This is a genomic window from Pseudomonas sp. DWP2-2 (genome assembly GCF_049897065.1).
In the GTDB taxonomy this organism is placed as follows: Bacteria; Pseudomonadota; Gammaproteobacteria; order Pseudomonadales; family Pseudomonadaceae; genus Aquipseudomonas; species Aquipseudomonas paracarnis.
The window spans coordinates 611,727-625,489 of sequence record NZ_JAFCVN010000001.1; the positions used below are offsets into that span (position 1 = coordinate 611,727).

A 13,763-nucleotide genomic window follows, 5' to 3' on the forward strand; every position below is an offset into this window, starting at 1 on the left:
TTCAAAATCGGAACCAGGCCAAGCGCAGCTGCTGAGCGCAGACCGGTTTTTCGAGCCAAAAAGAGGTGTTTCGATGACCGACCGTAATGACACGATCGGCACTCACAACCGCATAACTGTTGCGGGATTTTTCGGCGAGTTGTCGGTCCTGTCTGCACACGCTTTGTAGCAGGCCATCAAGTCCAACAAGATCAAACAGTTAAATCTCGGCGCCGTACTTCCAGATTCGCACACCAAATTTGCGAAACCACTCATCCTGAAGCGCACGAACTCCCCGCTGGGTACAGCGCTGAACGGCATGATCACTGAACTCCATACCCCCTTTCGCCCGCCTGGCGATGATCTGCATGACATAGAAAACATCAAATCCTCCTTGATTTAGGCTCCAGCGATCGGGGCCAAAATTCCGAACACGCAGACGATATGTCGTTAAACACTACAGGGGAATATTGGGCGGATATACAGGTCAAGTTTTGCAGCAGGTTCCTCGTGCAGACAGGGAAAAAAGCAGCATACGGCGGGCGGAGATCCATTGTTGTGTGCGTTTTGTTGACGGTTGACCACTGTCGGTCGTGATCAAATGAAGGCCACCACAACCCCGCCAAATGTTATGCCGGAGCGTCCTGACTTTCATCTTGATAAAGAATAGGGGCCAGCTGAATCATGAGCCGCCGCTTCAGCTTCTCCAGATCGTCGGTGCACAGGTTGAGGGTCTTGAGATGCTCAAGCAGCTCACTCTGACCAGGCTGGCCGAATGCCAGGCGATACAGAGATAAGATTTTCAGCATCTGCGGATAGCGTTGTTGCTCCTGACTCATCGCCATGACTGGAACCAGACGACGAATCTGAGCATCGCCTTCGGGATAGTGCCAGTAAGGTACTAGGTCGGTTTTCCAGGGCATTTTTGCAGCGGTCTCAAAGAGTACTGCCCAGCGCTGGGAGGAGTCGATCTCTCTGGAGAGCGCCTGGACCACCCGCCGTCTCACGACCAATGATTGGTAGCGATTCACTCGTCCTTCACGCTGTTCCAGGTCGATGGGATTACTTGGCAGGTTCCAATGCACGACATCACTACAATACCAATGGAAATCTAGTCCTTCTTGACCAATCGATGTCGAGGCGAGAACAAACGGACGAAACGGCGAGTTGAAGCTCTCACGGATACTGACGACCCGTTCCTGACCTGCTTCATCACTGGCCTTCTGCGTACCGAGTTGCACTGCATAGTGACAACGCAAGTGAGTGCTGTCATCGATCGGACCGGCTTTCCAGACTTTCACGCTGGACGGCTTGGTGCGCAGCGAATTATCGATGGCTTTCACCGCGTCATCGACACCGCTCGATGAGGAGAGCATGTAGAAATACTCCTCCAGCATCGCTTGCAGCCCCCCTTCAGCGCAGTATTTGACAATGCCTCGCCAGTGCTGTCGTTTGCTGATGCGCTTGATGACGGCGCTACCGCTGACCCCATTGAACAAGCTGACGAACGCCAAAGCGATGGAGCTGGCATGCCCGGAATTCACCGTTGGATCATCTTCGCTATAGGTCAGAGACAGTGCGCGATAAGCACATATAGCGGGTGAACCAACAGACAACCAGGCGAGATACTCTGGCAAATCGGCAGGCATTTCACCGAGCTCTTTAATGCTGTCCAGCCGCTGAGAGATATCGTCCACTCGCCCTAGAGCGTTTTCGTGAAAATCAGATCCGTCGCTGATACTCGCGATCCAGTCCTCGTACCAATTGTCGTTGTGCATGCGGTCGAGCAACATTGGTCCCAGCACATACCAGTGATTCTGATTGCGACTTCCGCTATGCCCCGCCGCAAGCGGTTTGAGCAATCCGGCAAAGTGTTTGATTCTCTCGGCAAGCAAATCTTTGAGCGATGCATCACTTCGCTTCAGCGGGACATCGATCAACGCTTTGCTCGGATAAACCAGCGACCAGTACGCAAGATCGCCAGCCTCCAGCCGGATCAGACGATTCAGATCATGATGGCTGGCGGAGTCATCTCGCGCCTTACTCCTTGTCTTGCGCGGAAAATAATCAGCCTCAGGCTGGCGTCGACCTAACACCCGCCTCTCGGACTCATAACTCAACAAACCACTGAGCATCCGCGGGACCATGGCCCAGGCAGAAAATAACAGCGTCTTGCTGAATGCTTCGTGGCCGACAAAGACACCTGCCAGCGGATAGTGGGGCATGCTGGGTGGTACCCACAGCAGCATTTCCGGTCCACTTTTCTTACCGTCACCAAACAAATGAGTAGTCAACGACCGCACCCGAGGATTGGGAGCATCCCGTGCGACATTCAACTTATAGTCGTTGACCTGATCCCGAGGCAGCCAAAAGCTCTTGCTGCGTTTTACCCACTTGCGCACTTCGGGATCACTCTCGAACTTGCTCTGCAATACATCTTGCAGTTTGTAGCCTGTGCTAAACGACAGCGGCCATGCGGCTGACTTGTAGAAATCCATCATCTGCCGAGAGAAACTCATGTTGCGGTCCTTCTCAAGCAATCTCCCCAGTCGATCCAGCTCTATGTAAGCGTTGATGTCCTCGGTACGCACTTCAGCGCTGCAGTCGAAAGGGGGCGCATCGATCAGGCGGTTTACGTCGACGGCTATCTGGCTTCGTTCGGTACGGACAATAAGCGGGCGCAGTAGGCTTTCAACCTGCTGGCGAGGGCGCTCATCCAGATCATCAACTTTCACACCGGTCTGACGCAGGCGCTGCAATTCCGACTTCAGCATTTTGCGCACAGGTTCATAGGCCGTGAGCGGGGTCAGGTTCAGAAAACTCAGTATTTGCTCCAGCTTGGCAAGGTGTCCGTCGTCGTTTTCGTCATCGGGGATGGTGCTCAGAGCCTTGAACGGTGTCGCCGAGAGTAAGATGATCTTGCTGCGGCGGTTCTTGCGGAACACCTGCTGGGCAATCATCGAGTGCTCGTTGCCCTCAGACTGGTCGAGCAAACTTTCAAACCGCTGAAACTCGTCGAGGATGAACAAGTCCGCCTGCAGGTGTGCCGCGCAAGATCCAGCAAAAAGCACGCGTAGCCGACGCAACAGGTTGTGTTCTTCGGGGCTGTCTCGATTTACGCCAGTCTGGGCGACCTTCGTCAGCACCTCCATGTTTGACCGGGCCTCACCCGGAGCAACTTCCATTAGCTTGTGATGAAAGTCCTCGATGATCTTTGTATTAAGTCCGCGGCCCTGAATTTCCTGAAGCCCGTACTCCCAACCCTCGACGTCCTGCACCCGATCGCGAAACAGATCAGACAATTTGCCCTGCAGTGGGGCGATATCTTCATGTTGAAGGAGGGCTGCAAAAATAACCAATCGTTCGCGTTTGTTGCCCGCGCCGTAAGTCATCGAAAAAGAAGTACTGGGCGTGAGCGTACAAACTTCCAGCAAGGCTCCGTCACCAAGATCCGGTTGAGGAAGCAACGCAACTTCTGCCAGCCTCGAGAAAGAGGGCTCGCGCACCAGTTTCGCCATGCTCGGGTCTTTGAAAACCGCAAGTTTTGAGCGGTTTTCAGTCGCCAACGCTAGGTTGGAACAGATGTACGTGACGCGAAACGGCCAGGGCTCATGCCAATCCAGTAACAAAGATGCGATGACTCCCTTGGCAACGATGGTTTTACCCAGTCCCACCTCATCGGCCACTAAAATCCGGTGACTATGGCTGGGGTCATTGAATAAAGAAGTTATCCGTTGCACCGTAGCCTGCTGGAAATCCTTGAGCCCATTGAGCGTGGACCTCAACTCCAGGCATGCGCGCTCATGCGTCGTTATGCTTGTATTCACGCTTTTTCCGTCCCTAGAAATGCTTTGTAGTTGTCCCATAACCGGTTGAAGTCATCGGGTATACGACCTTCCACAGATCGCAGATGACTGAGTACCGCCTCTATTCGCTGCAGCCTTTCGGGCTGCCGGGCTGCACACAGCAGTAGCGACTCGTAGATGGGCCCACACATCAGATGGCTCAACAATTCGTCAGAGCCATCTAGTGCTGAAACGCCAGGGTCGCGGGCGAACCATTCAGTTTTTTCATGATCAGGCTGCAGCACCATTCGTATGTACGCCAACAGCTTATGCGGACTGTCGATCAAATCGCTGACAATTTTCTGCTCTCGACCGTCGCCACCGTCAATGATGAGTGAGGCTTTGATTACCCGCTCGATAACCTTGTCGCCAACACGCACTTTCACGACCAGAAAGGCACTGACCTGCAAGAGGCTGAGTCGATCCCACACCAACGTCGCCTTCAGGTCCTGGTAGCCAGTCACGTCCAGAAACCGCACCTGGACCGATTCGGAGCCTGCAAGGAGCGGCGCTGAACAGTGAACTTCACACCTGTAGGTGAAGTCGGCATTGACCTTTGCCCTGACACTCCAATCGTCCTTAATCAAGGTGTGCAAAAGTTTGCGCAGCCCCTCCTCGTCCGAGCTCTGCGCTTGCTGCTCTTCATTCTGGAACGAGTGAGGAATGAAAACTCCCGTCGGATTTTCCTCGCTACCGATCAACTCCAATTTCAATTGTTCGGCCGACTGGGCGATACCCGAGCTTGAAAGGCGCAACATGAATTCAGTGTTACGAGGCGGTGCTTGCCTGAGACCACCAAGCGCTGCCTTGGTAGCATTGGCGGAGCCCACGTGCCAGTGACTGGTAGCGCCGTTCTGGACCAAAACCAGCTTTGCATGCAGGTTTTGCGTTTTACCGTTATCCAAGTGATCTTCGCCATTGACAACCCGCTGGTTAAGGGCAAAACACTCCCAACCCGCCAGTTTCTCAGCCCCAAGTCGTTCCAACTCTTCAGCACGACTGAATAACCAATGGCGCTCGCCACGCTCTTTGAGCATGTCGAGTGCCTCCGCATGCAGAAAAGGCGATATCACCAGCACAGTGTTCGTGGAGCTACCCAAGTCCAGCGGAACTTGCTGTGCCTTACCCAACAAGGTTTTTAGCTCTCGAAAACCATTGGGTTTTTGCCAAACGACACGAGGCAGTTCTTTCTTGAATAGAGAGAAGGCCGGGGCGAAATCCAACGCTTTGTCTTTATGCCTAGCGAAAGGTGCGAGCTCCTGCAAAAGCTCCAACAGACCTTCATTCTCCCGACTGCTTTCCTTGGCCACCTCCCCCTCAAGCGCGACCGCCAGATCCCAACTGCGGTCAAACGTCAGATTACGAGACAGCACCAGTAGCCGGTAGCGCACCTGCCGGGTGTCATTGGTGAACCGCAGCAGCCATATCTTGGGGTGGAAGGAGCTGAAGCCGCCGCTTGGAACCATAGGCACCAAACATGGTTCGAGGAGCGTAAACAGTGGGGTAAACGTACTGGGAACCTTGATATTGCCTTGCTGAAAAAAGACTTTCAGTCGACCTTTAAGTTGGCGGATGCCCTCAAGCGCAGCCAGCTTGCCGCCATGCGGATTTCCCTCCAGCGTGCCGTTCAAGGACAGTGCCAGGGGTAGGCACAGCAAGGTATCGAGCTCCAGTGAGTAACTGGTTGCCACCGCGTAGCTCAGCTGAAACCCTTCTGGGGCCTGCAGTTTTTCGCCGTAGTCAAGACGATCGACGCTCGGATTTAACATGGCAAACCCTCCTGAATATCGCCCAGGATGGTGCGCACTTGAGACCACCGGAAATCAAGACGGCTCATGCCGATCCAACGGTAGTTATCAGGCAAACGCTTTTTCAGAATTGATCGCTCTTTTTTGTTTCCCAAAGCCTGTTTTTCGACCAGAGCATCAAGCACGACTACCGATGCGTTGTTGGCAATGCGCTCGCTCCATTCCATCAAGAATGCCCCCACCCGGCCTTGCAGCGTGATGTTAGTGGCTGCCAGCCATTGCATAACCTGTTCAGGTCCAGCCTGACGAACCTTACGCCAGTCGAGCCAGTGCGACTCGTACTGATCGAGCAAATCCTCGCGCTGATTATTCCTCGCAACCAGAATGTTGAAGCGAAGATGGGCACCGTAGATCAGCTCACTAAATGCATGAGCCATCTTTACCGTGTCGCGGGTGCTCTGAGCCAAATCGGACTTTGCCGCTACCCACCCGGCAAGTTGAGCGAAGCCCGCCAGATCCTCATCTAAAACCTCTTTCAACAGGCCGCTGAGCTCAAACTGCGATGGCAGACTATTGATCGGACCGTTTTGAAGTTTTTCGCTGAGAAACACCGCCTCGGACTCGGTCAAGGTGATGTGAACATCCTCGATCCATTGCGGATCGTATCGGTCAAGGTGAACCCTGCTATCAGTCGAGACGCCATCGGCATCGTCGCCCTCATCTGGTAGGCTGCTTCCCAAGCTGCTTTCGGGCGGTTTGACTGACCTCAAGAATTGATTAAGCGAAGCTTGGGTATTGATGATGCCCCAAGTACGTAATGCCACCCAATAAACAGACGATGGCAATCGCGCAACCGACTCGCCTTCCTTCATCGTTGAGCCGATGATGCCGGTCACACCCTCATTCTGGTGTTGCAGGGTCAGAGCCCTGGCAAGCTGATTTTCCTGTTGTTCAAGATACTGCTGCAGTGACTGCCTGCGTTGTTGCGCTGGCTTGAGCGCCAGATAATCGCGAATGATCCGTGGAATGGTTATTAGGTATTTAGCGCGGGTTTGAATGGTCGAAAATCCAGGAAACATAAGGTCGGCAAAACCATCGCGCAAGGCACCGATTCCGAGTTCATCAAGGGTTCCAGGCTCCGAAAGCTGCTTGATCACATCCCTGACCCGATCCCTGTCCTCGGATGAAAAATCCACCCAACCCATTTCACTTTTATTCAGCATACCGATGACCTTTCCCATGGCGTCCCACTGACGACATCCTTGCTAAAAATCCTGCGCCAGCATGCAGCAGGCTCTAGTGCATAGCAATTAGCCATTAGCACCGATCATTCAATAAATAAAAGAGTGACTCCTGGCTAGGACAGAATGAGTCGCGAGCGATCTGACCTCCCTTCCGGTGATAGCCTGTTCCTGGAAAATACGCTGCTGCTTCGATCCTGATGAAGACCGCGATACATTGCGCCCCCCATAGCCCATGATCGTGTCTCTTCAGTATCAGGAGTAGCCGCTGTGCCTCTTCCGCATTCGCTCAACCGCAGCAAAGTACGTAGTTCTGGCCCGCACAAAGCAGACATTTGTACCCAGACGCTTAAATGGTTGTTCATACCCGCCTCACCCGCCGCGTCAGTCTAGCTATTGCGTGAATTGATTCGATAATCTTTGGTCAGTGGGCGAAAGGATAATTAGCTATTGATCGCCCGGAACGGCCAAGTGCTGATTCCGACCCGCAGGGCGCAGGTGAAATATGTATTGCAGCATTTATCAGATCGACCTTAAAAAAATGGAGTCCCCAAGTAGCTCAGCAGATCATCGTGAAAAATCTGACTGAACTGGAGCCATGGTTGTATAGCTGATCCACAGCTGGGCGGGGCCGGACCTGTACCTCCGTGCTGAGTACAGCCTGTCTGAACATGCAACGGGACGACCGCTCTACGTGGGCAATAGCGAAACTTGCAAACACCAGTGCGAGGAAGGCATCAAGTCACTCCCCTACCCTTCGCTGGCCAAAGGCAATACCTGCAAACCCTACGGGGGACTGAATGTGGTAATCGGCGACTGTGACCCACTGGGCAGTTTCGCCCTTCGCAATACAGGCTTCAACAGCATCCACACCACAGCAGCATCCATGAGTGTTGTGCGCTTTATTTCTGTTCAAGCTACTGGCAATGCGGCCCGGCCAAGTGAACTTGTAAATAGAGCCTACGAGTTTCGACCGTTAAAAATCGATCGACGCTATTTTCACGCATCGGACGCCGACGCTATCAGCAATCCACGCGAAATCAATCAAAACGCAAAAAACTTTACAGTAAATAAATTTACACTAGCGCCTCGTATCAGGCATCATCTGGACCAGCTCACATTCAGGAATGCCAATGCCGCTCCCCAAACACGAAGCCCTCCTCAGGCTACGCGCGATAGAGCTAATCAGCTATTGGGAGGGTCGCCTGGTCACCACTCAGTTGATGACATGGTTTGGCATCAGCCGCCAGCAAGCTTCTTCCGACATCAATCGCTATAACAGCGAATTCAATCCAGGCTCGCTAATTCACAGCCCTGCAGTTAAAGGCTATGTCCCGACGGCTGGCTTTCAGCCCGTACTGAGCGCTGGGCACATCAATGAGTACATGGCACTCATCGGCGATCAATCTGATCAGCCCGTGTCTGAAATTTTGGAAGCCCACCCCAGCGTCACTACTGTCCAACTTCCAGACCGTGCAGCCCGCCCTGAAGTGGTTCGCGAGTTAATCAGAGCCTGCCGCAATGCCGGCAGCCTGAAAATACTCTACGCCTCCATGTCCAACCCGCAAATTCATGAACGCGTGATTTCACCTCACACGCTCGTTTATACCGGTTTTCGCTGGCACGTTCGCGCTTGGTGCCATAAGCGCCAAGCCTTCCGCGACTTTTTGCTCTCACGTATCTGTCGCACGCCAAAATCGTGCGACGCTCACGCCCCATTATCAAGTACAGACAGTAGCTGGCACGATCAAGTCAACCTGACACTGATCCCTAATGAGCTACTCAGTGATGCCCAAAAGTCTTTAGTAGAACGCGATTTCGGCATGCCAGAAGGACGCCTACAGCTGACTGTTAGCACAGCACTTGCCCACTACACCCTTCAACGCTATCAGGCGGCCATCACCGCAGAGGAAGCCGAGCGAGTACGCGAGCATCCATTGCAATTGCTTCCAGCTGATCGCGCCAAGCTAACTCCCTTCCTTTTTAGCAGTGATGGGGAATAGGCATGCATAGCTTCCATTACGGCTCTGACTTAATCGGCGGCTCGTTGCAGGTGCGTGAATCACGCATCGTTGCAGACCTGCTGTTGCAGGACGCCAGCCCTGAGCAATGGCATGAGGCCATACAGCAACAGAACCGGCTGCAGAAACGCGCACCAGCCTCGGCCAAGCGTGTGGCTCACGCCATCCGCAAGCGACTGGAGCGACTGGATGCCCCTTTCTGGAGGGCAATTCGAGATGGAGATGATGAACTCGCCACCCAAGTGGTTTTCTGCTCGGCCTTGGAACGCAACCTGCTCCTCGTCGAATTCATCGAGACCGTCCTCAAAGACGCTTTCGTCACCCGCGCCGGCGTGCTCGAACCCTACCACTGGAATGAGTTTCTGGATGAACGCAACCATCGAGATTCGACCATCACCACCTGGACGGAGTCCAGCCGTAAAAAGATGGCGCAGGTCGTCTATCGCATGCTGGCCGAGGTCGGCCTGTTGAAAAGCACCCGCAACATGAAACTACAAAAACTGATGATTCGGTCAGAGGTCCGCGTATTGCTGGATGACAGCTACCGCTATCGCATAAAAGCCTGTTTGGAAGTATCCAATGCCACCGGACAGTAGGCGTGGAATAAGGAGTGTTCGCATGAATCAGCAACTGCAGGATCGGCTAAACCAGATCCCAGATAAGATCCTCACCGAAGAGTTCTTGAAGAGCCAAGGATTGGGCAATGAGCTCGGTTTCTGGATCTTCGACTACGCCCCCGAGGATGAGCTGCAGGTGCGCGAATACCTCAGTTTTCTGCAGGGCTTCCTTGCCAAGAAGCACAGTCAGCTCAAAGTGGCTCATATCAATCTGCTGCAGGCTATGCGCGAGTATCTGGATCAACGCAGCTTCACTGAAAAAGCCATTAAGATGCAGCAAACCAAAGGTGACCTCGCGCTGCTCAAGGCTCTGTCCGGACCGCTGCATATGGACAAATTCGCGCCCTTCCTGATGGAGCATAGCGACGCCGATCAACACGACGTGGTGCTAATCAGTGGTGTCGGCTCAGTTTGGCCGGTTCTTCGCGCCCACAACCTTCTCAACAAGCTTCACGCGTTGCTTGGCCACAAGCCTCTGGTTCTTTTTTACCCCGGTCACTACTCAGGGCAGTCTCTCGCCTTGTTCGACCGCATTCCCAGCAACAACTACTACCGCGCCTTCAAGCTGGTTCCCTGATCAATAAGGACGATTGCCATGAGCATTAAAGATATTTTCTTCAAGGAACTCGATCGCCCGATCAACGGCGTGGTTAAGGCGGATCAGTCCGACGACGCAACCGTGCACCAAGAGCTGGATGAGTACGTTGTCACCAACGAGCTGGAAAAACACTTCCGCAGCTTCTTCGAGTCCTACAGTACTGACTTGAACGATCCCTCCATCGCCAACCGCGTGGGCGTATGGATCAGCGGTTTCTTCGGCTCGGGTAAGTCGCACTTCCTCAAGACCTTGTCATACCTGCTGGCCAACATCGAAGCGCGCGACGACCAGGGCAACGCCCGCAAGGCTGTTTCGTTCTTTGATGCGAGCAAACTGCGTGATGCCACCATCCGTGCCGACATCGACAAGGCCGCTGCCAACAGTGCCGATGTCATTTTGTTTAACATCGACAGCAAAGCCAGCTCCAACGATGCTGGCAACCCGATCCTCAATGTCTTCCTACGGGTGTTCAACGAACATCAAGGTTTCAGTGGCGACCATCCTCACATCGCCCACATGGAGCGTCATCTGGCCCAGCGCGGCGTCTACGAGCGATTCAAGCAAGCCTTTAATGATTCCACCGGGATGGACTGGACTGAGGAGCGTGATGGCTATCAGTTCTACCAGGATGACATTGAGCAAGCGGTAGCCGCAGCCCTCGACTTATCTGCTGAGGCCGCGCACAAATGGTTCGAAGACTCCGAACAAACGTTCAGCGTCTCGGTCGAAAACTTCTGCAACTGGGTGCGGGAGTACCTCGACACTCAGCCAGCCAAACACCGCGTGCTATTCCTGGTGGACGAAGTCGGCCAGTTCATCGGCAGCGACACCAAGCTGATGCTGACCCTGCAGACCATCACCGAAAACCTAGGCACCATCTGCAAAGGCCGCGCTTGGATCATCGTCACCTCTCAGGCCGATATGGATGCGGTGCTGGGTGAGCTATCCGCCTCCAAGGCCAACGATTTCTCGAAAATTGCCGGGCGCTTCAAAACCCGACTTTCGCTGTCCAGTTCCAACACTGACGAGGTCATCCAGAAGCGTCTGCTGCGTAAAACACCGGAAGCTGAAGCCGAGCTGCGCGCCCTCTGGGAACAGAAAGGCGACATCCTGCGCAACCAGATCACCTTCGACCGCTCCGGCCCGACCCTGAAGAACTTCGATGGTCCGGAAAGCTTCATCAGCAACTACCCCTTTGCGCCCTACCACTTCCAGCTGGTGCAAAAGGTCTTCGAGGAAATCCGCAAGGTCGGTGCCACCGGAGCGCACCTGGCCTACGGCGAGCGTTCCATGCTCGATGCCTTCCAGATGGCAGCCATGGCCATTGCGGAGAAACCGCTCGGCGCGCTGATTCCCATGTACAGCTTCTACCGCGCCGTCGAAGGCTTCCTCGATACAGCCGTCAAGCGCACCATCGACCAAGCGGGCGAAAGCAGCGTCCTCGACGCCTTGGACGTACAGATCCTGCGCACCCTGTTCATGATCCGCTATGTCGACTTGATCAAGGGCACCCTCGACAACCTCGTCACACTCTCCATTGAACAGGTCGACGAAGACAAACTAGCGCTACGTCGCCGCATCGAAGAAACCCTCCAGCGCCTTGAAAAGGAAAGCCTGATCACCCGTAACGGTGACGAATTTGTCTTCCTCACAAACGAGGAACGCGACATCACCCGCAAGATCAAGGCCACAGAGATCGCCGGTTCAGAAGAGAACAAGGCACTGTCGGACCTGATCTACAAAGACCTGCTCAAGGACAAGAACAAGTTCCGCTACAGCGTCAACAAGACCGACTACAGCATCGGTCGCTACCTCGACGGCCACAGCCTGGAAGGCCGTTACGAGCACGACCTCCGTACCGAAGTGATCTCGCCACTGGATCTCGACTACACCCTCTATGGCGAAGCCGGCTGCATCAATAAAAGCAACGAAGCTCCTGCCGGCATGGCACTGTTCAAATTACCCGATAGCAAGGATTTCTTCACCGAGCTGCGCACTTGGCTGAAGACCAACAAGTTCATCCGCCTCAACGACGACGGCAGCCAGCCTGAGCTGAGCAAGATCCTCGCCGAACGCGGTCGCGAAAACCAAGAGCGTAAAAAGCGCCTACGCTTGCTACTTGAAGAGCTGGCCGAGCGCGCAGAGGTCTATGCACAAGGACAGCACCTGAAGCTCAAAAGCAACAATATTGTTAGCAAGTTCGACGAGGCGTGCCAGTACCTCCTTGAAAACACCTTCACCAAATTAGGCTACTTGCGAGTATTACAGCAGGAGCCCGAGCGTGAACTCCACGCCATTCTGCACACTAACGACATCGGCCAACTCGGCCTGACCCTTGAGGGTGATGAAGGCAATCCGCAGGCCATCAAGGAAGTTGAACAATTCATCTCGCTGCGCGCCTCCGGCAACGAACGCTTGCTGGTCGCAGACATCATCGAGCGTTTCAGTAAGCGCCCCTATGGCTGGCCGGACGGAGAGATCCTGCTGGTCCTCGGTCGCCTGGCCGCCTCCAGCCGTATTTCGTTCCACGCCGCGGGCCCCAGCATGCCGCTGCCGGACGCCTTCGAGTACCTCACCAACAGCCGTAAGCGCCGTGAAGTCTCGGTGCAAAAGAAGCGCCAGACCGACGAAGGACTGCTCAAGCAAGCACGTAATCTGACCCAGGAGCTGTTCAACGCCCTTGGCCCAGCAGGCGAGAAGGAGTTGTTTGAATATTACTGCGTGCACTTCGGCAGCTGGCGCACCAACCTGGAAAAATACAAAACAACGGTTAGCGCCGGGCGCTTCCCTGGCAAAGAGTCCATAGAACAGGCCTTGTTCAGCCTGCAGCGCCTGCTGCGCAACACTGATAGCGTCGACTTTTTCAAGGCCGTGGTCGACAACAAGGATGACTTGCTGGATCTGGAAGAGGACTACCGGGATCTACACGAGTTCTTCACCAACCAGTTGCATACCTGGCAGCAACTGCAGCTGGCATTGCGTCGTTTCGACAAGAACAAACCAGCGCTGGATAAAGACGAGAAAGCCCGCAAAGCGCTGGCCGAGCTGAAAGCCATTGAGCAGAACACCACGCCCTACGGTCAGCTGCACCAGGTCGCCACACTGGTTGAAACAGTAGAAACCATTAACGCCGCCATCTTGGCTGAAAAGCGTCAACATGCCCTGGCCCGTGTCGACGAGAAAATCGCCCAATTACAGTCCGAGATTGCCAAAAGCGGTATCGAAACCGCTGAGCTGAGTAACCGCTTACTGCGTCCCTTGCAACTGGTCAAGGCGGACCTAGAGACCGAAACCAGCATCGCCAACATCTACATGCTGCAAACCCAGACCGCTGACGAGCGCTTGAACGACGGCGTGTTCGATCTGGAGCGCGCCATTCAGGCCGAGGTTGAACGCCTGCAGAAGGTTCAGGAAGCGCAGGCCAAGGCCGCACAGGCAGCCAACACAGCTAACGGCGTCAAGGAAGACCGAGCGCCGGCCCTGGTGCCAACCTCCAAACCTGTAGCGCCGCCCAAACCGGTGGTCGAGCTGGCAGCGACCAGTGTGTTCAACAAACTAGGGAACGGCTTGTATCTAGAAAGCCAGAGCGATATCGACCGCTTTATCGACGCCCTCAAAGTTGAGCTGGAAAGTGCGGTCAAGCAAAACAAACGCGTTCGTATTCGCTGACCCAGCGCAACCAGTAGGAAATGAGACCACTTCCAGGCCGCAGTA

Annotated in this window: 7 protein-coding genes and 1 pseudogene; 5 read left to right on the forward strand and 3 right to left on the reverse strand. The window is 54.4% G+C overall.

Annotated elements, in window-relative coordinates; all coding sequences use genetic code 11:
• Positions 1-608 precede the first annotated feature (608 nt).
• Genes ACP7CZ_RS02545 through ACP7CZ_RS02555 form a run of 3 tightly spaced genes read right to left on the reverse strand, consistent with a single transcriptional unit; the run spans position 609 to position 6,813 of the window.
• Positions 609-3,806, reverse strand: coding sequence for a DEAD/DEAH box helicase (locus ACP7CZ_RS02545; protein WP_178128581.1), 3,198 nt, complete (start codon positions 3,804-3,806; stop codon positions 609-611).
• Entirely contained in the window at positions 3,803-5,593 is a 1,791-nt protein-coding gene (locus ACP7CZ_RS02550) for a phospholipase D family protein (protein WP_153334710.1), read from the reverse strand. The genes ACP7CZ_RS02545 and ACP7CZ_RS02550 overlap by 4 nt, the downstream gene beginning before the upstream one ends.
• Entirely contained in the window at positions 5,587-6,813 is a 1,227-nt protein-coding gene (locus tag ACP7CZ_RS02555; RefSeq protein ID WP_047303174.1) for a DUF6361 family protein, read from the reverse strand. Before ACP7CZ_RS02555 ends, ACP7CZ_RS02550 begins: the two co-directional genes overlap by 7 nt.
• Positions 6,814-7,444: 631 nt before the next feature.
• Here ACP7CZ_RS02555 and ACP7CZ_RS02560 point away from each other — a divergent pair.
• From ACP7CZ_RS02560 to brxC, 5 genes and pseudogenes are all read left to right on the forward strand, one after another.
• A pseudogene (locus tag ACP7CZ_RS02560) lies at positions 7,445-7,723 on the forward strand (hydrolase or metal-binding protein); the annotation flags it as partial.
• 223 nt (positions 7,724-7,946) lie between these two features.
• A complete protein-coding gene (locus tag ACP7CZ_RS02565; RefSeq protein WP_153334712.1) occupies positions 7,947-8,816 on the forward strand; it encodes a helix-turn-helix transcriptional regulator in 870 nt (289 codons plus the stop codon).
• A gap of 2 nt (positions 8,817-8,818) precedes the next feature.
• Positions 8,819-9,430, forward strand: coding sequence for a DUF1819 family protein (locus ACP7CZ_RS02570; protein ID WP_153334714.1), 612 nt, complete (start codon positions 8,819-8,821; stop codon positions 9,428-9,430).
• 22 nt (positions 9,431-9,452) lie between these two features.
• Positions 9,453-10,028, forward strand: coding sequence for a DUF1788 domain-containing protein (locus ACP7CZ_RS02575; protein ID WP_153334716.1), 576 nt, complete (start codon positions 9,453-9,455; stop codon positions 10,026-10,028).
• An 18-nt stretch (positions 10,029-10,046) separates the two neighbouring features.
• Positions 10,047-13,718 (forward strand): BREX system P-loop protein BrxC, encoded by a 3,672-nt coding sequence (gene brxC, locus ACP7CZ_RS02580; RefSeq protein WP_153334718.1) that lies wholly within the window; start codon positions 10,047-10,049, stop codon positions 13,716-13,718.
• Positions 13,719-13,763 lie beyond the last annotated feature (45 nt).